The sequence below is a fragment of the Scatolibacter rhodanostii genome (assembly GCF_900197595.1).
Lineage (GTDB): Bacteria > Bacillota > Clostridia > Oscillospirales > Acutalibacteraceae > Scatolibacter > Scatolibacter rhodanostii.
Genome location: NZ_FZLO01000003.1, coordinates 249,186 through 273,535, shown reverse-complemented (window position 1 = coordinate 273,535; position 24,350 = coordinate 249,186). Strand labels below are relative to the sequence as shown.

Sequence of the window (24,350 nt, the reverse complement as noted above, 5' to 3'; positions counted from 1 at the left end):
CAAAGATAAGGCAGCGTACATAAGGAGGAAACTATGAATAGTATCAGCACCGAGAAATTAGATATTGCCTATGATGATGCACTCATCGTAAAAGCTTTGGATATGAATATCCCACATGGAAAAATAAGCTCTATTATTGGCCCAAATGGCTGTGGTAAATCCACTGTACTGAAAGCCGTTGGCCGTATTTTAAAACCTAAGACAGGGCTAGTCTATTTAAGTGGAGAAGATATTCGAGATCTTTCCACGAAAGAGATTGCCAAGAAAATGGCTATTTTACCGCAAACACCAACCGCTCCAAGTGGTCTGACCGTCAGTGAATTGGTAGCTTATGGACGTTTTCCACATCAAAAGGGATTTGGTAAATTGACACCTGAAGACAAGAAGATTGTGAATTGGGCACTTTCTGTTACCAAGCTCACTGAATTTGAGAATAGAGAGGTTGATACCCTTTCTGGCGGACAACGTCAAAGAGTTTGGATTGCTATGGCACTTGCACAGCAAACCGATTTGATTCTCTTAGACGAACCGACTACTTATCTTGATTTAGCACATCAGCTTGAAATTCTAGAACTGCTTTATGACCTCAATCGCAAACAAAACGTGACGATTGTCATGGTTTTGCACGATTTAAATTTAGCGGCTAGATTTTCAGATTATATGATAGCCATTCGTGATGGAAAGATAGTTACACACGGAAGTCCGGAAAAAGTAATGACTTCCGAATCATTGAAAGATACATTTTCTATTGACGCTGAAATTGTGCTAGAACCACGCACAGGACGTCCTATTTGTTTGACCTATAATTTAGTCAACAGCAGCAGTAAAGAGTCTCCTCCGCAGAAGGAGGATATTGCAGTATGAAAACGGCACTCCGTGTTTTTAAAGAAGCAAAAAAGTATTGGCTGCATCTTATGATTGCCTTTCTCGCCCTGATAGTGTCAACAGTAGCTGGTTTTTATACACCTTGGGCATTACGAGAATTAACCAGTCTTGCTACAGAGGGCAGCCAGAATTTTGCTTCAGAATCATTACGAATTGGAATGTTCCTGTTAGCGACAACTGCTTTGCAGGCAGCTGGCAGTTCAGCATCCGGCTATTTAAATCACTACGCTGCATTGCATTATGTAGCAGATTTGCGTACTAGACTTTACAGCAAACTGCAAAATATGAGCTTACGCTATTTTCACAAAAGCCGTACAGGTGATTTAACAGGTAGAGTGGTGAGTGATGCGCTAGATGCAGAAATTTTGCTTGCTCATGTTATTCCTGATTTTGTGGTGAATATCCTAACTTTTATTGGTGTTGGAGGTCTGCTCTTCACAATTAACTGGCGCTTGGCACTCATGAGTTTAGTCACCATTCCCTTTTTGCTAGGTATTACTATGTGGCAAAGCCGCCACGTTTCACCAACATGGAAAGAAAATTCCAGAGTACGAGGTGAACTGTCTGGCACAGTGCAGGATAATCTTTCAGGTATTAAAGAAATTCAAATTTTTAATCAACAAAAACATGAAGAAAAGAGAGTAGCCGGTTTAGCGCTTAGACATAGTTTAGCCTATTTAAAAGCCAGCTTTTTCTTTGAAACAACATATCCGCTGCTTGCCTTTATTACAGCTCTCGGCACAGTCGTCGTTGTTGTCTATGGCGGTCATTTAGTGGGAACAGGACAAGTTGCCATTGCTGATATCGTCGGATTTATCATGTATCTTTCTATGTTTTATGGACCTGTCAAGACGTTCTCAAGCCTAATAGAGCGTTTAGGAGAGGCCGGAGCGGGCTGCCAGCGTGTTTTTGATGTAATAGACGATGTTCCTGATGTGAAAGAAGCGAAGAACCCTAAAACGCTTTCTCGCGTGCAAGGAGCCATCCAACTCAAAAATCTATCTTTTGCGTATAATGAAGAAATCTCTGTGTTAGAAAAGGTGAATTTAACGGTTAAGCCTGGTCAGACAGTGGCTCTAGTAGGTACAACAGGTGTTGGCAAATCAACGATAGCAAACTTAATTAATCGCTTTTATGATCCCCAGGAGGGCTCTGTTTTAATTGACGGAGTAGACATTCGAGAAGTTACGCTTACCAGTCTTCGCGATAATATTTCGATGGTACTGCAAGACACTTTTCTTTTTAATGGCACAGTTTATGAAAATATTGCTTATGGGTTAAAGAGTGCTACTCATGAAGAAGTGCTGGAAGCCGCCAAGGCAGCGAATGCACATGATTTTATCATAGAAATGGAAGATGGGTACGAAACCGTTATCGGTGAGAGAGGAATTCGACTTTCCGGAGGACAAAAACAACGTATTTCTATTGCCAGAGCTATTTTACGTAATGCACCTATTCTCATTCTAGATGAAGCGACTTCCGCACTTGATACCAAAACAGAAAAAGAAATTCAGGCAGCACTGGATGAAATTTCCAAGGAGCGTACTACCGTTGTAATTGCACATCGCCTATCGACAATTCGCCACGCTGATCAAATTGTTGTGCTTGACGGCACTAATATTGCTGAGCTTGGTACGCATGAAGAACTGATGAATCAAAATGGTATTTACGCCAAACTTCATCAGGCACAAGCAGAATAATCGAAAAGATATAAATTGGATAGCAAGCAGTATGTTAAGAAGTAAAGAATAGGTTTAATAGAAATTTATTTATGTAAGGCAATTATCCTTAAAAAGGAGAACAACTTGTGGTGTCTTTAGCCCACAAGTCGTTCTCCTTTTTGTGCTCCCGTGCAGGGAGCGACTCTTGACCAATCTTCAGTAGAAATAGCCGGAGAAATTTCAATCCACGCTCCCGTGTGGGGAGCGACGCAATGAGCTTGAAGCAATGTTTTGTTGAGCGTATTTCAATCCACGCTCCCGTGTGGGGAGCGACAAATACATATTTGCACATCATCAGAGAGCTGGAAATTTCAATCCACGCTCCCGTGTGGGGAGCGACTGAAAGCGGATAACATGATTAAATGGACAGAATCCATTTCAATCCACGCTCCCGTGTGGGGAGCGACTTCTATTCATACTTCTGTTGCTCGTGGTGGTGGGATTTCAATCCACGCTCCCGTGTGGGGAGCGACTGATTAAGTTGTTAACTGGTTGTAAACAATTTATATTTCAATCCACGCTCCCGTGTGGGGAGCGACTTTCACCTTTCTGATTTTATTTGATATGATAAAAAATTTCAATCCACGCTCCCGTGTGGGGAGCGACCTCTCTTTTTCTGTTTGGTTATTAACCTCTCGTTATTTCAATCCACGCTCCCGTGTGGGGAGCGACTCTTCGTATACAATCCATTTAACAACTTCGATTTCTATTTCAATCCACGCTCCCGTGTGGGGAGCGACCAAGAGAATTGGACAATCTAAACAATCTTATGATATTTCAATCCACGCTCCCGTGTGGGGAGCGACTGTTTGTTCAAATGCTGTCTGATCCCGATTCGCTTATTTCAATCCACGCTCCCGTGTGGGGAGCGACCAAGAGAATTGGACAATCTAAACAATCTTATGATATTTCAATCCACGCTCCCGTGTGGGGAGCGACCACCGTTTCCTAGTTCCATGTTAACACCTCAATATTTCAATCCACGCTCCCGTGTGGGGAGCGACCCCTTTTAATGTATTATCAGTTTCAAATGGTGACGATTTCAATCCACGCTCCCGTGTGGGGAGCGACCCAACATAAATTTAGTTGGTTACGGTCAATTCGAATATTTCAATCCACGCTCCCGTGTGGGGAGCGACGGTTGAATAGTTACGGCAGGATGTTCGTAATACCATATTTCAATCCACGCTCCCGTGTGGGGAGCGACTAGATTAAATCAGGGTTACATGACAGCAATTGATATTTCAATCCACGCTCCCGTGTGGGGAGCGACGGTTGTCTAAGATTAGTGTTGTAAATTAGGGTAATTTCAATCCACGCTCCCGTGTGGGGAGCGACAATTTCATGGTTTAAAGAATCTTCCACAATAAAAATTTCAATCCACGCTCCCGTGTGGGGAGCGACGATTGCAAAACGGTTCGTTATTGGTTTTGACAGTGATTTCAATCCACGCTCCCGTGTGGGGAGCGACAACTCATAATAGATTCTATATATCTATTTAGAGCAGATTTCAATCCACGCTCCCGTGTGGGGAGCGACTGGAGGATTTATGAGAGCGAGAATTCCGGCACAATTTCAATCCACGCTCCCGTGTGGGGAGCGACGGAATCTGACAATTACGACTACATGGAAGATTGCATTTCAATCCACGCTCCCGTGTGGGGAGCGACTTTAGAACCTAACACTTCCGAGGGCGGACACGTTGATTTCAATCCACGCTCCCGTGTGGGGAGCGACATAAATTGACTTGTACTCATTACATAAAATGGGGATTTCAATCCACGCTCCCGTGTGGGGAGCGACTTTAGAACCTAACACTTCCGAGGGCGGACACGTTGATTTCAATCCACGCTCCCGTGTGGGGAGCGACATAAATTGACTTGTACTCATTACATAAAATGGGGATTTCAATCCACGCTCCCGTGTGGGGAGCGACATACCTACTTCTCCACGGAATACACAATAATCTATTTCAATCCACGCTCCCGTGTGGGGAGCGACCAATTTGGCTATTTAACACTTTGTTTTGAGCAGTTATTTCAATCCACGCTCCCGTGTGGGGAGCGACAGGCTCAACGTTCCACATATAATATTCAGCGTTTTTTATTTCAATCCACGCTCCCGTGTGGGGAGCGACATGCAACAAAAAAAATAGCGCAGGCGGCTATGGGAATTTCAATCCACGCTCCCGTGTGGGGAGCGACTAGCGGTAAAACTAAAATAAACATGGACACAGGAATTTCAATCCACGCTCCCGTGTGGGGAGCGACATGCTAACTATAACACTGCGGATATTACCAAATGATTTCAATCCACGCTCCCGTGTGGGGAGCGACTTACGATGGATGGCGATATGGTGGCGAGAATGCTATTTCAATCCACGCTCCCGTGTGGGGAGCGACTAAACTTTCCAAGCAAGTTATAAATCTCATCGTCAATTTCAATCCACGCTCCCGTGTGGGGAGCGACTTAAGGATGATGATACTGATTTTAACGCTGCCGGATTTCAATCCACGCTCCCGTGTGGGGAGCGACCAATTAATCTTATGATTATCCAGCCGTCTGGTGCAAATTTCAATCCACGCTCCCGTGTGGGGAGCGACAGTACATCTGTTAAGTTTGATGCAGATAAGCTTATTTCAATCCACGCTCCCGTGTGGGGAGCGACTGCTTATGGGTTATATCGTGTTGACAATCTGGTATTTCAATCCACGCTCCCGTGTGGGGAGCGACCTCCTATAAAAAGTTTTCATAGGGATTTTACTTATATTTCAATCCACGCTCCCGTGTGGGGAGCGACCAGCGAAGAAGCTTATGATTTTTGTGATTTAGCAATTTCAATCCACGCTCCCGTGTGGGGAGCGACTAAAATACATAATATTACTGATGCCATACCAGAAATTTCAATCCACGCTCCCGTGTGGGGAGCGACTACGCTAACCTCCGTCGTAGGTAAAACTGGTCGAGGTATTTCAATCCACGCTCCCGTGTGGGGAGCGACATGTCGTCATTGGCGACGTTATATTTCACTTTTGTATTTCAATCCACGCTCCCGTGTGGGGAGCGACTGTTTTTTTGCTTTTATCTCATAGGTAATCTTGGAATTTCAATCCACGCTCCCGTGTGGGGAGCGACCAGCTGGATTCCAAAAAGGAGCAAATGGCCTTACTGATTTCAATCCACGCTCCCGTGTGGGGAGCGACGCATCCAACGCTGGGGTTGGCAGCGGAAAGATTGAATTTCAATCCACGCTCCCGTGTGGGGAGCGACCGTTGCAGGGCTGCCGGAAGTCACAGAAACGGAGATTTCAATCCACGCTCCCGTGTGGGGAGCGACATATAAACCGTTCAAGCTGTCCTTTCTATCGATATTTCAATCCACGCTCCCGTGTGGGGAGCGACCGTACTTACAAGCTTGAGCAAAGCAAGGCAGTCATGATTTCAATCCACGCTCCCGTGTGGGGAGCGACGTTTTTTCTTTGACTCAAACTCTTCCCAAGAGATATTTCAATCCACGCTCCCGTGTGGGGAGCGACGTTATGGAGGATTCCGCTTTTAAGCATTTCAAGGATTTCAATCCACGCTCCCGTGTGGGGAGCGACGTTGTCGGTACTTACGTCCGTGGCTGGATTGCCGATTTCAATCCACGCTCCCGTGTGGGGAGCGACATCCAAGAGGCAGAGATTTTTTACAGCCTGATTATTTCAATCCACGCTCCCGTGTGGGGAGCGACCAATTTGGGTAAAAATGCCTATGGGTCAAGCCCCATTTCAATCCACGCTCCCGTGTGGGGAGCGACGTACTTTGTGCAGTCGGTCAATAGCATTTTAAACATTTCAATCCACGCTCCCGTGTGGGGAGCGACAGCAAAATGCTATGAAATAAGGAGTGCTTATTTGCACAGATTTCACAAAATATAGAATTACTAGTTTTTAAAAGAGTTAATAAATCTTAAATTACTATGTGGTTAAGAAAAAATAGGTTCTATTTATAGTGCGAAAGTAAACGGTTTTCATGGTTGATAGAACTTCGCACTATAAATAGAATCTGATAATAAGAGTAACGAAAATGGGAATAGGCGGAGAAATAAAGTGACTAGAGCGGTAGGATTTCCTCTTCTAACAGCTCATCTTTTTTGAAGGAGAAGCGATGAGGGAATACATTTTCAATTAATTGAACGTCATTTACATGCGCTAATTCTTTGGCAGGGCGAGTAAAAGTAGAATTAGTAATTACCATGGCTGCATTACATCCGTAGTAGGCTTTTCCGGCAACCGCTTCTTGAATGGCAGCGTTGCCAACGGTACGAGAATAGTATTTGCATTGCACAGCATATTTTTTCCAATGTTTGTGAGCAATAATATCTACGCCAAAGTCACCACTGGCTTTAGTGATTTTTACTTTCCGGTATCCATGCGAACGCAGATAAGAAGCGGCAAATTCTTCGTATTCATACCCTGTCATTTCCCTGTTGAAATCTCCAAAAAGGAATCTTCCTAATCTTCGCAGTATCTTGAATAGAATCAAAAAAACAAATCGTACAACATGATAAATTGCTATAATCAAATATTTTATACAATAAAAAGGTAAGCAAATAAGAGTAACTAGAAAGCTTTGTTGTTTTCTTTTCATGGAATAGGTCCTTTTGCTATTTTATATTCAACGAAAGTAAAAAGTAAGAAGGCTTTTTGATAGTAAAAAATGCGTATCTGAAATTTACCTTGTGCGCTATGAAGTAATTCTATTATACAAGATTTAACAAATTACTTCAACGAAAAAGAAACAAATTTTCTTTTTTTCAGTTTTATACTCGAATTTATAAAGTGATTCACGAATTTTTGATATTTTATTTTGCAAATAATGGTGGGAGAGGGTATAATAAATATATAAAAATGGTTGAATGGGCTCTACTAAAAAATAAAAATTATTGGATTGGTGTGGGTGTAATTTATGAATACGGAATTTATCACGTTTACTATTGAAAAACAGAAAACGATTGCCTTGATTGCTCATGACGGAAAAAAAGAAGAATTAATTGAATGGTGTGCTGAGAATCAAGACATTTTGAAAAACCACTTTTTATGTGGAACAGGGACAACAGCAAGACTGGTAGCAGAAAAAACAGGCTTGCCAGTAAAAGGTTATAACAGTGGTCCTCTTGGAGGAGACCAGCAAATCGGAGCTAAAATTGTAGAAGGAACCATTAATTTTGTTGTGTTCTTCTCGGATCCTTTGGAATCACAGCCGCATGACCCTGATGTGAAAGCTTTATTGAGAATTGCACAAGTTTACGATATTCCGATTGCGAATAACCGAGCCACTGCAGATTTTTTAATTCACTCTGAATTAATGAATCAAGAATATGAGCATAACATCATTAACTTTAAACAGAAAATTATTGATCGTATAAATGATAGGAATCAGTTAGGAAATCAATAAATACAAAATTGAGAATTGTATGCCTGCTGTGAAAAATTCACTTTGTTTTTCTGGAACAGACTACACTTTTATTTACGGAAATGTCCGAATAAAATATAGGAAGTAAGGGTTGATATTTATGCTGAGCACAAAAGTTTTAATTGACAGTATTGATAAAGTAAAAGAGTTTTCTGCTATTATCTCCAAAGAAAATGTTGACTGTGAATTGATTGAAGGAGTTCATATTTTGGACGCTAAATCAATTATGGGGATTTTTAGCATGGATATAAAGAAGCCAATTGAGCTAAAAATACATTCAGATGATAAAGAAATCCTGAACAAAATTAAAGAGTTTATTGTCAATGAGAACTAATTCTTGATAAAACTTTTTTAAGTTGCAAAATAAAAAGCCACCGGTATTTTTCAATACTGGCGGCTTTTTATTTTATGCATAAGGGTAAAAATCTAAAATAACAGGTCTATTATTTTTAGAAAATTGACAAAGAAAACTAAAGATAATATCGCAAAGGATTTACCTAGGTGGTTACGATACTGCTACTACACCGTTTTCGAAACGGTAGAAGATTTATGGGTGCTTAAGTATTTCTGTAAATTTTCTGCTTCTTTTTATAAGGTTCTGTTTGATCTGTTAGTCCTAAAAGGTAATCGATGCTTGTGTTATAGAGACTAGCTAGTTCTATGAGAATTTCAATAGGAATATTGCGTGAGCTTGTTTCATATCCTGAATAAGTCCTTTGAGCGATATTCAAAGATTTTGCAATTTCTTTTTGCGTCAATTCATGGTCTTCCCTTAAATCACGAATGCGATTACATCTCATAAATGTCCCTCCCAAAATTAGTATAGCAAGTGAATTTACCAGATAATATTTTTAGCTCATTATGAGCTTAAGTACAAAAAAAGAACACAATTGATATAAAATATGGCCAATATATCTAAAATATTATTAATTGCCAGAGAATTTTAAGGGAGGGTTCATAATGTCGGCTGTAAATGAGCTAGTGCCAGTAAAAACTAAAAAGCAGACTTCAGCTAGAAAGTTCAAGCAATTCTTCGCTCAGTTAGACCTGCAATTACTTGTTATACCATCTATTATTATCATTCTCATCTTTTCGTACATACCCATGTATGGTGTACTTATGGGGTTCCAGAATTTCAAACTTGGTGATTTTCCTGGATTTAGTGAATGGGTAGGTCTTAAGCACTTTAATATGCTGGCGCAAGATCCCTATATTATCAACGTAATTCGAAATACGCTTGTAATTAGTAGTTTAAAATTGGTAATTTGCTTTCCTTTGCCGATTATTTTCGCTGTTATTTTAAGCGAAATTAAAATATCCGGATTTGTCAGAGTAACCAACACAATCAGTTATCTACCTCATTTTATTTCTTGGGTAGTTGCTTCCACTCTTATTTTTGACATGCTGTCCGTCGATTACGGACTTGTAAATACAATGTTAGTAAATTTAAAGATTATTGATGCCCCTATTTCTTTTTTCACAGAAGGAAAATATTTTTGGGCGATTACCGTTGTCACAGATGTTTGGAAAGAACTTGGCTGGAACGCCATTATTTATACAGCGGCGGTCACGGCAGTTGATACAGAGATGTATGAAGCAGCTGCTATTGATGGAGTTAGCCGTTGGCAAAGAATTCGATACATAACTTCAGCTGCAATTAAGCCAACTATCATCATCACGCTTATTTTTACAGTAGGCGGCATTTTAAATGCAAATTTTGATCAAATTATGCTTTTAACAAAGCAAATGAGCAACGGTCTTTTAAGAGATTATGCAGACGTTATCGATACCTATATTTATCGAGTTGGCTTAAGAGAAGGACGTCATTCTTTTTCTGCAGCCGCAGGTTTAGTAAAGTCTGTTATTAACTTCTTACTCTTGGTAGCAGCCAATGCTGTCGCAAGAAAGACCGGCGAAACATCACTATTTTGATTTTGAAGGGGGAAATGAACCATGGTACAAAAGAAAAAAGCCGGTGACTATGTATTTTATATTGTGACTATCGCTATTGTTGGAGCCTTTCTGCTTACAATTGCTTATCCGTTTTTAAATTCCTTGGCAATCTCGTTAAATGACGCAAAAGATACTGCATTAGGGGGTCTGTCAATCATCCCACGTAAATTCACGTTGAGCAACTATACACGTGTGTTTAAAAACTCTAAAATTTATCAGGCCTATTTTATTACAATATCCAGAACGATAGTGGGAACAGCTATGGGCTTTTTGTTCACAGCAATGCTTTCCTATGGTCTTTCTAATAAAAACTTAATGGGCCGAAAATTTTACACGATGATTTGCTTAATTCCTATGTATTTTTCTGGTGGAATTATCCCTACTTATTTTCTCATGCAAAGCTTGCACTTGACCAACTCTTTTTGGGTTTATATTCTGCCCAACTTGGTAGGGCTTTGGAACATGATTCTTATGAGAACATATTTCAGTCAAATTCCTGATGCTATGGAAGAATCGGCGAGAATTGATGGTGCCAACTATTTTACGATATTCTTTAAAATTATTTTGCCGGTTTCTGGTACCATTATTGCTACCATCGTCCTATATATCGCCGTTTTCCAATGGAATGCATGGTTTGATGCATCAATCTATATCAATAATAAAGATGAACTAAAACCACTTCAATCTATCTTGATGCAAATCGTGAATGAAGCTAAATATGCTGAAACGATGGCGCAGCAGGGCATGAGCGCAGATCAAATTGCTGCAGCCGGTGCCGGTAAGGATACGAATGTGCGGTCTATTACCATGGCGACCATGATTATCACCATTTTGCCTATTATTGTTACATATCCATTCTTGCAAAAATATTTTATTCAAGGCGTTATGGTTGGTTCTGTGAAAGGCTAACCGAAAGGTTAGACACTATATTATTTTCTTATTTTGAAAGGAGCACAATGGCTATGAAAAAGACAAAAGTCCTGGCCTTTTTACTCGCGTGTACCATGTCTGTTAGCGTACTTGCAGCATGTTCAGACACGGGAGGCGACTCTTCCAGTGCAGAGTCAAAGGGCGCCTCACAAGCAAGTAAAGTAGAAGAAAAAAGTTCTGAAGCGGAAACCTCTGTAGAAGAAACAAACACAACCGGCGACTATTCCGAACCAAGAAGCTACACCTGGTACTACAATAATGACTGGGAAACCATTCGCCCTTGGGGTAATGATGACGTTTCCAAATACCTCAAAGAGAAGTTTAATGTTGATATCAACTTCTCACGTGCTGATGCTGATTATGAAGCAAAACTAAACATTATGATTTCTTCAGGCGATCTTCCTGATATTATCACAATGGGACGTGACGCAAACTTCTTAAAGATGGCTGAGCTTGGTTTATTGCAGTCAATTGATCCTCTACGTGAAAAGAATCCTGAGTTTGATGAATATGTAAAAGAATCTACTCGTGAACTGCTTCGTGTAGATGGTGAGCTTTATACAATTCCAACTTGGGCACGTGCTAACGGTGCAACCGGCGGTAACTTGAGCTGGATGTATAACAAGAGAATTTATGAAGCAGCAGGAAGTCCTGATTTGACAACATTTGATGGACTTTATGAGTATGCTAAAAAAGCAAAAGAGATTGGCAAAACTGAAGAAGGTCTTGATATTATTCCTTTTGCTTCAGGCACAGACACACTTGACGGTGAAAGAATTCTAAATGGATTCCACCGCTCTATGGGTGCTCCATCTGCCATTTATGGTTGGTATGCTCCTGTTGATGGTAAATTGACAAATGTATTCTATGATGACAAATATTGGCGTGTGGCTACAATGGAAGCCAACAAATGGTATCGTGAAGGACTCATTTCTGAAACTAACTTCTCTGACACAAGAGATCAATTGGTTGAGAAGCAAGCAGCAGGCCGATTTGGTTTAATGTATTATGATTTCTCCTTGGACGATGTCACTCATTTCAGACAAATTTTGAAAGAAGCTCATCCAGATGATGATTATGTTGTTTTGACAGATCCTGCTTTCCCTCCAACCAATGGTGTTGATGCTGACAAGGTTTATGGCGAATATAAACCCACATCTTCTGGTGATGGTATAAACTTCACCACAAAAGCAGAAGACCCACAGAGAATTTTTGATATGTGTACTTATCTGATGACACAAGAGGGTGCTTCTGTACAAATGTATGGTCCTAAAGGCGGATTGCTTTGGGATGAAACAGATGCTGACGGCAACCCCATCCTCAAAAAATCAGAAGGCTTGTTGACAGAAGAAGAAAAGAATCAGCTAGGTCTTTGGTTCTGGATGATTCCTGGTCATGCTGACAGCGTTGACGAAACTAAATTTGCTGTTAATGCGGCACTTCCTGAGGCAGAAAGAAGCTTTGTTGTTAGTTATCAAGCAGATGTTTTCACTCCTCTAAACTTCTTGACAGACGAATTCTTCGGACTTCGTGATACTGTTTCTCCAACAGAAGATTTAGGTATTAAACGTCAAGCTTGTGAAGATCAAATTAGAGCACAGCTGCCAAAAATTATCATGGCTTCTACTGAAGAAGAAGCAACAAAACTTTATGACGAGCTTGTTGATTTCTTGAAGAATAACGGAATGGACGAAATCGTTGCAAAGTATGATGCAAAATATCAAGAAAACGTTAAGATTCAAGGCGGAACCGCTTATAATCGTTAAACGTTAGATTTAAAATTATTCTTCCAAAATGGGAACCTCCTGGTTATACAGGGGGTTTCTTTTTATTCTTATCAAAAAAATAATTTCTAGAGGTCAAAAGTCAATAGAGACTAAAGATAATACATAAATAATAAACATAAAATATGTTATTGTCAAATAATTTTTTATATAAATAGATTATAATAAATAAATTGTTTATTAATGAAGAGGGTGAACAAGAAATCCCTTTTTCTATAAGTAGATTTATGTTATAATAGCTTCACCTAAGAAATGCATTATTTTGAATAGAGTAATTTAACGCTTATTGTGCTTTTAATAAAAAAGATAGCTAAAGTTAAAGGAGCCGTTCATGCTGTTATCTGCCGAGCATATTTCTAAAAACTATGGAATGAAACAACTGTTACAAGATGTTTCGTTGTATTTAAATGAGGGAGACCGAGTTGGAATTATTGGAATTAACGGAACAGGTAAAAGTACCCTGTTAAAAATTTTGGCTGGAGCAGAATCCTCCGATGAGGGTACTCTAGCAACCAATCCTAATGTACAACTGTCTTATTTGGCACAGAATCCTGAAATCCACGATGATTATACAGTGCTTGAGCAAGTTTTTGCCGGATTCCCTCAAGATTTTCGCGAACTAAATGAATATGAGGCCAAGTCGATGCTAACACGGCTTGGTATTCTAAACTTTGATGCCAAGATGAAAACACTATCAGGTGGGCAGCGAAAAAGAGTATCTCTTGCCACTACATTGATTCATCCTTCTGATATTTTAGTGTTAGATGAACCTACTAACCATTTAGATAGTGAAATGGTCACTTGGCTAGAAAATCACCTAAGTCGTTTTAACGGCGGGTTGATTATGGTCACCCATGACCGTTATTTTTTGGAACGGGTAGTTAACCGAATCGTTGAGTTATCTCATAGCAATCTTTATAGCTACGAAGCAAATTATTCTAAATATCTAGAACTAAAAGCAGAACGGGCAGAAATGGCGGCTGCGAGTGAGAGAAAAAGACAAGCCGTGCTGCGCAAAGAATATCAATGGATTATGCGAGGAGCGAAGGCTCGCAGCACCAAAAGTCGTGCCAGAATTGACCGCTATGAAGCACTAAAGAATCAGACAACAGAGGAAACTGATGAAACCATTCAGCTTTCGAATTTGTCTACTCGTTTAGGTAAGAAGATTATTGAACTTGAAAATATCAGCAAAGCTTTTGGTGACAAGACTGTCATAAAAAATTTTTCTTATCTTATTGCCAGAGAAGACCGAATCGGCATTGTGGGTAAAAATGGGGTAGGAAAATCAACTTTGCTGAATTTAATTACCGAAAAGGTTTTGCCGGATAAGGGTACAGTTGAAATTGGTTCTACCGTAAAGTTTGGCTATTTTTCGCAAGAAGGTAGAGATATGGACCCGGGTCAGAGGGTATATGATTTTATTGCGGAGATTTCGAATGAAATTCAAACACCTGAAGGGACTTTTTCTGCCTCACAAATGTTGGAGCGATTTCTGTTTACTCCCGACCTGCAATATTCTCAAATTGGAAGATTAAGCGGTGGGGAACGTAGGCGCTTGTATCTTTTAAGCATACTGATGTCTGCCCCCAATATTTTGTTATTGGATGAGCCTACCAACGATTTGGATATTGAAACGCTGGCCATTTTAGAAGATTATCTTGAATTTTTTTCTGGTCCTGTTTTGGCAGTATCGCACGATCGCTATTTTTTAGATAAGGTTGCTGATATGATTTTTGAAGTCAATCAGGGTGGTGAAATCCTCAAGTATCCCGGCAATTACACAGACTATTATGAAAAATCAAAAGCTGAACAAAAAGCAGCGGATACACAAAAAAAGGAAGCTGCCTCGCCAAAACAAGTTAGCAAGAATCTTCCTCAAAAGCTGAAATTTTCTTTTAATGAACAGAGAGAGTACGATAGAATTGATGAGGAAATTGCAACAGTAGAAGCAAAGGTAGCTTCATGTGAAGAAGAAATTAGAGGGGCTGCTAGCGACTATGTTTTACTACAGACACTTACAGAGCAGAAAAGAGAACTGGAAGCTGATTTAGAGCAAAAAACCGAACGCTGGGTATATTTAAATGAATTAGCAGAAAAGATAGAAAACCAAGGTAAATAGTGCGTTTAAAGCAATCATTGCCACCGTAAAGAAAACTTGATTCTGATTTTAGACCGATTTAAAGCATGCTGCCAAAAGTCATGCAGAAAAGAGATAATTTGTGAGAAGAGAAAAACGAGCCATACACAACAACAAGCCAAAACCAGAAAAAGAATTTGTCGTAACAGAACCTATACAATTAATGGAATTCTTGCAACTTAAGTTATCAAAAGAATCCCGAAACCACGTAAAATCCTTGTTGAAATATAGAGCTGTCTCTGTGAACGGTGTGGTGCGTACAAAATATGACACCCCGCTGCATCCGGGGCAGAAAGTGAGAATTTCTCGTGCAGCAGCACCTGAAGAAACTCAAAAAAATACCTTGCATATTTTATATGAAGATGATGACCTCATTGCTGTAAATAAACCAGCAGGACTTTTATCAATAGCCACTGATAAAGAAAAAGATATCACGGCTTATCATCTATTGACCGATTATGTGAAGCTGAAAAATCCGGAAGACCGTATTTTTGCTGTGCATAGACTTGACCGTGATACGTCAGGGGTATTTATTGTAGCCAAAAACGAAGCAATGAAATTTGCACTGCAAGAGGATTGGGCAAAATTGGTTTCAGTGCGAGCCTATGTCGCTATTGTGGAAGGTCAATTGAAAGAAAAGAGCGGAACCATGCGCTCTTGGCTGAAAAAAACAAAAACTTTGCTGATGTATTCCAGTGATAGAGCAGGCGACGGTTTAGAGGCAATTACCAAGTATGAAGTCATGAAAGAATCCGAAGAATATTCGTGGGTTGACGTTCATTTGGAGACAGGCCGAAAGAATCAGATTCGTGTGCATATGAAAGATTTAGGACATCCTGTTGTTGGAGATAAGAAATATGGAGCAAAGGCAAATCCATTGAAGCGTTTGGGTCTGCATGCTTACCAGTTGGAATTTAAAAATCCGCTGTCAGGAGAAGTAATGTCTTTTAAAGCACCTATTCCACAAAATTTTAAGACGCTTTTCACGCAACCTCTTCAAAATAAAGAATAGGGAGAGGTTAATTTCTACTTTAAATAACAGGGGGAAAGCTTTATGAAAAAAGTAACTTTATTTTTACTCGCAGCAATTACATTGCTAACAGGATGTGCAAACCGTGACCCCGCTTCAGTTGGTATAATTGGTGGAGCAGATGGCGCTACCTCTATTGTTGTAACGGGAAAAATAAATTGGTTTCCGATTGTAATGATAGCAGTCCTTTTGATCTTAATAATAGGATTAGTAATCTATTTTGTAAAGAAGAAAAACAATCGTTCTTAATCGCTGTTTTAAGACAGATGGAATCAAGACATTTAAAACGGTACAAGTAAACACAAAAGGAAAAGATTGCCTTACTCAGAGACGAATGCTGAGTATGGCAATCTTTTCTTTTTAAGGATCAAAAATAATTAGTAATTTAACATCCCTCTCTCCATAAGAATACAATAAACCAAGAGATTTTGGATGTCCTCAATGGCAGATGTGGCCAACCTTAAGGTCGTTTTTGTTTCTACATTTACGATTGTTGCCTTTCAGTCTCAACTAGTCTAAATAAAGTAATGATGGTTTTTAGAAAAAATTATCATACTTTTGGAGGGATATATTTGTCTAATTTTGAAACCAGAGTAACAGAACTTCTCGCCATGAAGCTTGACTCACTTGTTTCCTCAATGAATAAAGAAAGTGTAGTTGAAAATGAAAAAACACGCCTTGATCCACTAGCAATTCCGCAATTCGTAGATGATTTGCCTATTCCTGATGTCTTTGACCCTGTGATAGAGCGAGAATGCGGACAGGTGACACATTCTTATGCAGTAGATATTAGTCAATTTGAGCAACAAGTTCTTCCTAGCGGAATGCCGAAAAGCACAGTTTATGGCTATGGTGGTGTGGTGAAAGACCGACAAACAGGGGATTGTGTCTATAAACGCTCTGTACCCGGTCCAACCTTTGAAGCAATTTGTGGTCAAAGCGTAAAAGTGAGGTATATCAATCGCCTGGTTGAACCGCATATGTTGGCGGTAGATCCAACGCTGCACTGGGCAAATCCCAATAATATGCCTATGGAACCACCGAAACCATGGCCTTTATTTCCACCCGGATTCCCCAAAGCTCAGTTTCCGATTCCCGTTGTTACACATCTGCATGGCGGTGAAAATCCTGCTATTTATGATGGACATCCTGATGCATGGTTTACTGCAGGAGAAGAACGTGGCAGTGCCTTTGTAACAACAGAAATGATATACAATAATAAGCAGTCGCCGACAACACTATGGTATCACGACCATGCCATGGGGATAACCCGGCTGAATGTTGTGGCTGGACTTGCTGGATTTTATTTGTTGCGTGATCCCGCCGACCCGTGGGAATCTAAACATGCGGCCTGCGTATTTTCACTGCCGCGTGGCGAATATGAAATTCCACTTGTCTTGCAAGATCGTATGTTTAATACCGATGGTTCTATTTATTATCCTGAAGTGGGAACGGCCCCGTCTGTACACCCTTATTGGGTGCCCGGTTATATTGGCGATTGTAACCTTGTGAATGGCAAAGTATGGCCACGGCTGTCAGTCGAGCGTACTCGCTATCGTTTTCGAATGCTAAATGGTTCTAATGAGAGAGTTTATAATATAAGTTTTTCAACTGGTATGACCTTTTGGGTCATTGGGAGCGATGATGGTTATCTAGAACAGCCCGCTGAAATGACGTCATTGCTTATTGCTCCGGGAGAACGCTATGATTTGTTGGTCGATTTTTCACTTTGCCAACCAGGAGAGCAGATATTGCTTAAAAACGATGCGCCTGCTCCTTATCCCGGCGGTGAACCGGTAGAAGAGAACACAACAGCACGTGTCATGCGATTTGATATCGCTATGAATCCATGCCCACCGATTCCCCAACCATATATTCCAAAATACCTGCAACAGATTCCTCGGCTGCAGCAAGATGCACCATCCAGATTAATTGTTCTCAATGCCGAGGCACCTGAAAACACTGTTTTAATGATGACTCTCAATGGTCTCCCTTGGATGGCACCAGTAACGGAAACGCCACGCGTTGGTTCCACAGAGGATTGGTATATTATCAATGTATTGGGTGGGGCACATCCAATTCACCTCCACTTAGTTCCTTTTCAAATTATCTCTCGTCAGCCAATCAATGCAAATGCCTATCAACAAAGGTGGCAAGAGGTAAACGGAGAGCCTCCGCTTATGCATGAGCCTCAGGCAATTCCCATTGAACCCTATTTAATGGGGCCGCCTGTAGGGCCACAACCACAAGAATCAGCGTGGAAAGATACAGTTCTTGTCAATGTCGATGAAGTGCTACACTTACGAGTACGATTTGCTCCACCCAGTGTACCAATTTGTGCAGCCAAACCAGGAATAAACTTCTTTCCCTTCGACCCGTCTGCAGCACCTGGCTATGTTTGGCACTGTCATATTCTTGATCATGAGGATAATGAAATGATGAGGCCGCTACAAATTCAGCCATAGTGCAAAGTGATTGAAAATAGATTATGGTTCATTTTATAGATAGCATTAAATAGCAGAAGTTAATTCTATAAAGAATGCCTACCGTTTATCTATTAATAAACGGTAGGCATTCTGCCAGTTATAGGTAAAAATAAATTAAAAATTCAGAAAATCTTTTCGGTAGTTTACGCCAAAGGCTTCTGCAAGCTCTTGCAATTGGTGGTTCTGAATCGTGTTGATCTGTGGACGGTTACAGGTTAACATATAAATTTGCGCAGCTTTTTCGACTGTTTCAATCAATCCAAAGGCCTCATCAAGATCTTTTCCCACACCATAAATGCCGTGTAATGCCCAAATAACAACTCGGAAATCCTTCATTTTCTCGGCTGTTGCTTCGCCAATGGTGTTATTGCCGCAAAGCATCCATGGTAGTATACCGACACCATCGGGGAAGACCACGATACATTCGGTGCACATCTGCCAAAGTGTGTGGGTGAATTTTGCTTCATCAAGTTCATGAACAAAATTCATAGCTAGGGTATGTGTTGGGTGACAGTGCATGACAACTCTGTTTTCAGGGTTAACTTTCCTTCTAGACATGTGGGTCATCAAATGAGCCGGCAGTTCACTTGTGAACTTTCCACCATCTTCATACCCCCATAGCAATTCAGCGGTTGTGCCGTCTTGGGCTATACGAATGATTCCTAAATTGTTAACAGGGTCTCTTTTTACATTTTTAAAGTATTTGCCTGTACCGGTAACAATAAATAGTTTACCGATTAAATCGGTTGCATCAAAGCCTGTAGGAATTGTGCGAATAACATGGTTTAAATCCAGATATTCGGCGACTTCGTTCTCATGCAGCATATAGCTGATATTACCGCCATTGCGCTCATCCCAACCCCAATGGTACATATTAGCAGTGGTTTCTTTCATTTCTTCTACAAAGGGTGCCGTTAAAATATCTTTCATGCTCTTGCCTCCAAAACGGTTTTTTCGTATTGTCGAATACTTTCGAGATAATCAGATGAAATATTCTGCTGGTTTAAATATTCAGCCCAAACATCACCTAATGGCATAGTTTTTAAGTCTTCTTGCAAGACCATAAGTGCAGTCATATCGCCACTGTCTTGGCATTCTTTTAACTTTTTATTAGGTTGCAAGGCGGCAAAAAGCAATGCTTTTTGCACATTGCGAGCACCTGTCACCCATGCACTGATACGGTTGATAGAAGCATCAAAAAAATCTGTTGCTATAAAAATGCGGTCAAGGGCATTGTTACGCACGATTTCTTTGGCGATTTCTTTCGTTTCATCATCAAATAAAACGACGTGGTCGCTGTCCCATCGAACAGGTCGGGTGATATGCAATGCAATTTTTTCGTTGAAAAGCAGCATCGCAGAAATCTTGTCAGAGACCATTTCTGTTGGGTGATAGTGTCCGTTATCCATCAGGGGCATAATTCCTTTTTGGCTTACATAACTCATGCAAAATTCAGATGAACCTACGGTGTAGGATTCAACGCCAATGCCAAATACTTTTGATTCAAGGCAGACATAAACTTTTGATTTGTCGTATGGAGTGGAAAGGATTTCGTCAAGAGACTCTTTAAATCTTGCACGAGGTGAAAGACGGTCTGCCGGAACATCCTTATAGCCGTCGGGAATCCAAATATTCATTACACAGGGAGTTCCTAACTCCTCTGCAAAATATTCAGATATTTTGAGACAACGTTTGCCGTGCTCAACCCAAAATTGGCGGATTATCGGATCAGGTGACGATAGAGTTAGGCCGTCTTTTACCATAGAGTGAGAGAAAAATGTAGGATTAAAGTCAAGACCCATTCCTCTTTCTTTTGCATAGTTAACCCATTTTTTGAAATGTTTTGGCTGAATCTCGTCTCGATCGGCAAATTCACCGTTTTCAAAAATGGCATAACTGGCATGAAGATTAAGCTTGTGCTTTCCTGGAATAAGCTTGAAAGCCAAATCTAAATCGGCCATTAATTCTTCTGGGGTAGTTGCTTTACCGGGATAGTTTCCCGTCGTTTGAATACCGCCGGATAAGGGGCCTCTTTGGTCAAATCCTGCCACATCATCACCTTGCCAACAATGCAGGGATAGAGGGACAGATTTTATCTTGTTTATGGCTTCATCTGTGTCTACACCAAGTTTTGCATAGGCAAGTTTTGCTTCATGATAGCTCATTTTTATACCTCCGTTGTTATCTGTACTTTTAAATTGCCTATTGCTGTTGCCTCAATGGGCATCGCAATGACATTTTTTTTAGTATAACGCGTGGTTAACGCATTGAGATAATTATCGTTTGCGCCGCCCCCAATAATATATAATCTTTCATAAGTATTGTGGGTAATCGCTTCTATTTCATCTACAGCCACTTTGTAGCTGGCAGCAATAGAATGATAAGCAGAGCTGATAATATCTTTTGTTTCGTTTGGGGCAGCAATCTTGTGTTCCGTAAACCATTTTATAATGGCTGTAGACATTTTTGTAGGAGCAGTAAAAAGGGAATCATTTACGTCGAAGCTTGTTTTATAATCACTCAATCTTGCTAATCTCTCTGTTTCAGCGTAATCCAGTCCATATTCTTTTCTAAGCTGGCCGATAATCCACAGTCCCATTATATTTTTAAGAAAACGAATGTATCCAACACCTCCTTCATTTGTGAAGTTAGCGTTCATACTAGGATTTGAAACATTTCCACTTTCACTTTTTAGCCCTAATAAAGACCATGTACCACTCGAAAGAAGCATAGAATCTTTGTCAAAATCAACACTTTCAAAAGCACTTGCCGTGTCATGAGAAGCGCAGAGCTTAACGGTTGTATGGCCACCCACAGCATGTGCAATTTCTGGCGACAGTTCACCTACAATTTCTCCGGGATAGGAGAGAGTGGTGAATAATCGATTTGGTAATGAGAGTGATTCTATAATCATCGAGTCAAATGTTTTTGAAGCTAGCGAGACCATACCGGTTGTAGAAGCATTGGTGTATTCTTTTTTAACAATGCCTGTGAGCCGATAATTTAGATATTCTGGCAGCATCAAAAAAAGTGGTTGCCTTTTCTAGCCGTCCATTCTGCCTATCAGCGTAAAGCTGATAAATGGTATTAAAGCTTTGATGCTGTATACCGGTGTGTGCATAAAGTGTTTCAAAAGGTATTTTGCGGTGAACCTCTTCTATAACAGATTCTGTTCTTATATCTCGGTAACAATAGCAGGGTAATAATTCATTTTGTTTATCATCGATAAGGACATAATCTACGCCCCATGTATCAATTGCTAAGCTCTCAATTTGCGAATATTTTTTAAAGGCGAGGGTGATACCGTGTAGTACTTCTTCAAAAATGCGTTTCATATTCCAGATGAGATGGCCATCTTCACAATCGGGTGAGTTTGCAAAACGATATATCTCTTGGTTTTTAATATTGCCGTGTTCCTGCCAGCCTATAATATGACGTCCACTAGAAGCACCAATATCTATTGCAAGGTAATACTTCATTAAAAAAATTCCTTTGTCTAGATTTTTCTACATGACACTTGGATTTTTACGAGTTTTTAGTTTTGTAGTGTCGTATGCTAAGTCTCAATAAATTGATGGCTGACTGTTGCATTTCGCCAAGCGTTATCCCATTGTTCAGTCCATAAGTATCTAATAGATGCCGCCCGATTTTTCCGGATTTTCCTCGCCCGTCTCCACCGGGCATGAGAACATCTACCCCGGCACGTATACGATAGGCGTCGTTCTCTAAATTAGGAAACTCCGGCGAAGCGGCTTGACGTATCCACCAATCCGTGATTACGACACCAGTATAGGACCATTCTTTTCTCAAAATGGTGGTCGCCAGTTCATAATTATAATAGCTCCATACACCATTTACTTTGTTATAGCTAACCATAAGGGCATGTGGATTGCTATCTTGTATCATGATTTCAAAGCCCTTGAGATATATTTCTCGAAGTGCTCTTTCACTGATACGAGAGTCATGATTGGTTCGGTTTGTCTCTTGATTATTGCAAGCAAAGTGCTTGGGGGCGGCAGAAGCACCTGCTTGCTGAAGACCCAATACAACGGCAGCACCCATTTTACCGCATAGCAAGGGGTCTTCTGTAAAATATTCAAAGTTGCGTCCGCATAGGGGGTTTCGATGAATGTTCATGCCTGGCGCAAGCAGCATATGCGCGTTTAAAAGATTCATTTCTTTGCCAACAGCATGATAAATTTCGGTAACTAATTCTGGGTCAAAGCTAGCGGCAAGTGCAACTCCACAAGGGAGCAGTGCCACAGTTGACTGAAGTCGTATTCCTGCAGGGCCATCAACTGTAATTATCGGTGGAAACCCTTTTGCACGCAAAGATTTTGTGATACCGCCCAAGGCTCCGGCATTGCCATCTGGGCCAAGCTTTGAGTTCATCAATCCTTCTCCATGGCATAAGTCATCCAGTTCTTCTGGTGTTAGCTGAGCAATAAATTCTTCGGCTGTGCAATGACCATTCATGACATCAGATATATGATAGCCTTTGTCCCCGGTGAAAGCTATTGTCGGAGGAAGTGAAGCTAAGATATCTGCCTTGAGATTTTTGGTTGCAACAGAAACATTTTCATACACAGGTCGATTATTGCGGTTTACAAGACGTTTGAAAATGGATTCAGGCTTGACGGCTAAGACTTCTGTACACTGTCTGACAATCACAAGCTCATTTATTTGATGAGAAATAACTGCCTTTGTGTGGCGACTACTGTTTCCAACGGAAATGATGTATTGGCCGGCTTCAAGAACATAAGCAGAACGATGTCCAGTCAATCCACTGTCATCATAAGAAGCAACCGAATCTAGGCTGAAGGATAAGCACAGCGTTTCGCTTTTGCCGGGGGCAAGTGCTTTTGTCTTGCCGAAAGCGGCAAGTACTTTGCTTGGTTTTCCGAGTGTCCCTTGAGGAGCAGATACATAAATTTGTGCAATCTCTTTGCCCGGTAAGCTTCCTGTATTTGTGACAGTAACGTTGACGGTTACTTGTCTGCCTTCTACCGTGCAAGTAGAATGAAAAGCAAAGGTTGTGTAAGAAAGGCCATGGCCAAATGGATATAGAACTTTCTCTGGGGCAAAAGATTCAAAATAGCGATAGCCAACATAGATATCTTCTGTGTAATTATTGAATGTTTTGCCGCCGAAATCACGAGCGCTTGGGTAATCTTCATATCGGTCTGCGATAGTATCGGGCAACTTGCCACAAGGATTGGTTCTGCCGCTAAGTACATCTGCTACAGCATTTCCATACTCCATTCCGCCGAGCCACGCATATAAAATAGCTCCAATTTTATCGCCGTAGTCTTTTGCCCAGCTCATATCAATGATGTTTCCACAGTTCATGATTACAACAACACGGTCAAAGGCAGCGGTAACAGTATCTAGCATATTTCTTTCTGCATCTGTCAGGTAATAGCTCCCTTTTGTAAGCGTGTTTTCTCTGTCTTCGCCAGCTGCTCGGCCAATGACAACAAGGGCAATGTCGCTTACTTTGGCAGCTTGGATAGCTAACTCTGGAGCTATTGGCATTTCGGAGAAATGCATTGGCCAATGTCCCCAAAAGCCCTCATTTGGTTCGTTTCTGGATTTTTTAGTCCAAGTAGTATAGGTATCGAGAAGGGATTGATTCACGGCGATACCATTGTTAAGCAGTCCGTCTAGCAAGCTTACAGTGTAAGGCCAGCGAATATCTCCGCCGCTACCGTATCCGACATAAAAACTGTTAATCGCACACCGGCCAAACACAGCAACGTTGTCTGTTGCGTTAAGCGGGAGCGTATCATTGTTTTTTAGCAATACGATACTTTCGGCCGCAGCTTGTCGCGCTAAAGGTACAATTGCTTTGTACCTAAGCTCTCCACCCGCATTGTCATTGTTCAATTTTTGGGCGACACCATTTTTATCAAGTAGCGTTGTGAAATACCGAACACATTTATTTAGCAAACGTCCCATAAAGTTT

18 protein-coding genes and 1 CRISPR repeat array are annotated in these 24,350 nt (G+C 40.7%); of the genes, 11 read left to right on the top strand and 7 right to left on the bottom strand.

The features are described 5' to 3' along the window. Window positions 1–33: 33 nt before the first annotated feature. A complete protein-coding gene (locus CS931_RS08715) occupies window positions 34–864 on the top strand; it encodes an ABC transporter ATP-binding protein (RefSeq protein ID WP_099205382.1) in 831 nt (276 codons plus the stop codon). Continuing rightward, window positions 861–2,585: an ABC transporter ATP-binding protein gene (locus CS931_RS08710; RefSeq protein ID WP_099205381.1), complete on the top strand. Its 1,725-nt coding sequence runs from the start codon at window positions 861–863 to the stop codon at window positions 2,583–2,585. Before CS931_RS08715 ends, CS931_RS08710 begins: the two co-directional genes overlap by 4 nt. A 198-nt stretch (window positions 2,586–2,783) precedes the next feature. After that, window positions 2,784–6,470: a CRISPR direct-repeat array (repeat unit 32 nt; unit sequence ATTTCAATCCACGCTCCCGTGTGGGGAGCGAC). A gap of 230 nt (window positions 6,471–6,700) precedes the next feature. Here the strand turns inward: CS931_RS08710 and CS931_RS08705 are convergent. Next, a complete protein-coding gene (locus CS931_RS08705) occupies window positions 6,701–7,069 on the bottom strand; it encodes a restriction endonuclease (protein ID WP_159459780.1) in 369 nt (122 codons plus the stop codon). A gap of 486 nt (window positions 7,070–7,555) precedes the next feature. Here CS931_RS08705 and CS931_RS08700 point away from each other — a divergent pair, with 486 nt between their 5' ends. Further along, the gene (locus CS931_RS08700; protein WP_099205379.1) at window positions 7,556–8,044 is read left to right on the top strand and encodes a methylglyoxal synthase; all 489 of its coding nucleotides are present in this window, start codon (window positions 7,556–7,558) and stop codon (window positions 8,042–8,044) included. Window positions 8,045–8,162: 118 nt separating this feature from the next. Further along, window positions 8,163–8,396, top strand: a complete 234-nt coding sequence (locus CS931_RS08695; protein WP_099205378.1) for a PTS sugar transporter — start codon at window positions 8,163–8,165, stop codon at window positions 8,394–8,396. Between the two features lie 223 nt (window positions 8,397–8,619). Here the strand turns inward: CS931_RS08695 and CS931_RS08690 are convergent, their stop codons facing one another. Beyond that, window positions 8,620–8,862 (bottom strand): helix-turn-helix domain-containing protein, encoded by a 243-nt coding sequence (locus CS931_RS08690; protein WP_099205377.1) that lies wholly within the window; start codon window positions 8,860–8,862, stop codon window positions 8,620–8,622. Window positions 8,863–9,022: 160 nt separating this feature from the next. Here CS931_RS08690 and CS931_RS08685 point away from each other — a divergent pair, with 160 nt between their 5' ends. The 7 genes from CS931_RS08685 (at window position 9,023) to CS931_RS08655 (ending at window position 18,364) form a co-directional block, all read left to right on the top strand. Then, window positions 9,023–9,994, top strand: a complete 972-nt coding sequence (locus CS931_RS08685; RefSeq protein WP_099205376.1) for an ABC transporter permease — start codon at window positions 9,023–9,025, stop codon at window positions 9,992–9,994. Between the two features lie 21 nt (window positions 9,995–10,015). Next, window positions 10,016–10,924, top strand: coding sequence for a carbohydrate ABC transporter permease (locus CS931_RS08680; RefSeq protein WP_099205375.1), 909 nt, complete (start codon window positions 10,016–10,018; stop codon window positions 10,922–10,924). A gap of 53 nt (window positions 10,925–10,977) precedes the next feature. Then, window positions 10,978–12,711 carry a type 2 periplasmic-binding domain-containing protein gene (locus CS931_RS08675; protein ID WP_159459779.1) on the top strand — a complete coding sequence of 578 codons (1,734 nt, stop codon included), beginning with the start codon at window positions 10,978–10,980 and terminating at the stop codon, window positions 12,709–12,711. 349 nt (window positions 12,712–13,060) lie between these two features. Then, a complete protein-coding gene (locus tag CS931_RS08670) occupies window positions 13,061–14,851 on the top strand; it encodes an ABC-F family ATP-binding cassette domain-containing protein (RefSeq protein WP_099205373.1) in 1,791 nt (596 codons plus the stop codon). A gap of 100 nt (window positions 14,852–14,951) precedes the next feature. Next, the gene (locus CS931_RS08665) at window positions 14,952–15,881 is read left to right on the top strand and encodes an RluA family pseudouridine synthase (RefSeq protein ID WP_242964952.1); all 930 of its coding nucleotides are present in this window, start codon (window positions 14,952–14,954) and stop codon (window positions 15,879–15,881) included. Between the two features lie 42 nt (window positions 15,882–15,923). Beyond that, the gene (locus tag CS931_RS08660; protein WP_099205372.1) at window positions 15,924–16,148 is read left to right on the top strand and encodes a sodium ion-translocating decarboxylase subunit beta; all 225 of its coding nucleotides are present in this window, start codon (window positions 15,924–15,926) and stop codon (window positions 16,146–16,148) included. A 323-nt stretch (window positions 16,149–16,471) separates the two neighbouring features. Next, the gene (locus tag CS931_RS08655) at window positions 16,472–18,364 is read left to right on the top strand and encodes a multicopper oxidase family protein (RefSeq protein ID WP_306341536.1); all 1,893 of its coding nucleotides are present in this window, start codon (window positions 16,472–16,474) and stop codon (window positions 18,362–18,364) included. Window positions 18,365–18,499: 135 nt separating this feature from the next. Here CS931_RS08655 and rhaD read toward each other — a convergent pair whose 3' ends face one another. Genes rhaD through CS931_RS08635 form a run of 5 tightly spaced genes read right to left on the bottom strand, consistent with a single transcriptional unit; the run spans window position 18,500 to window position 24,343 of the window. After that, on the bottom strand, window positions 18,500–19,315 hold the full coding sequence (gene rhaD / locus CS931_RS08650) for a rhamnulose-1-phosphate aldolase (protein ID WP_099205371.1): 816 nt from the start codon (window positions 19,313–19,315) through the stop codon (window positions 18,500–18,502). Continuing rightward, window positions 19,312–20,550 (bottom strand): L-rhamnose isomerase, encoded by a 1,239-nt coding sequence (locus tag CS931_RS08645; protein ID WP_099205370.1) that lies wholly within the window; start codon window positions 20,548–20,550, stop codon window positions 19,312–19,314. Before CS931_RS08645 ends, rhaD begins: the two co-directional genes overlap by 4 nt. A 2-nt stretch (window positions 20,551–20,552) precedes the next feature. Then, entirely contained in the window at window positions 20,553–21,407 is an 855-nt protein-coding gene (locus CS931_RS12950) for an FGGY family carbohydrate kinase (protein WP_278277664.1), read from the bottom strand. Continuing rightward, the gene (locus CS931_RS12945; RefSeq protein WP_278277663.1) at window positions 21,364–21,864 is read right to left on the bottom strand and encodes an FGGY family carbohydrate kinase; all 501 of its coding nucleotides are present in this window, start codon (window positions 21,862–21,864) and stop codon (window positions 21,364–21,366) included. Before CS931_RS12945 ends, CS931_RS12950 begins: the two co-directional genes overlap by 44 nt. Window positions 21,865–21,910: 46 nt before the next feature. Next, window positions 21,911–24,343, bottom strand: coding sequence for a glycoside hydrolase family 3 protein (locus tag CS931_RS08635; protein WP_099205369.1), 2,433 nt, complete (start codon window positions 24,341–24,343; stop codon window positions 21,911–21,913). Window positions 24,344–24,350 lie beyond the last annotated feature (7 nt).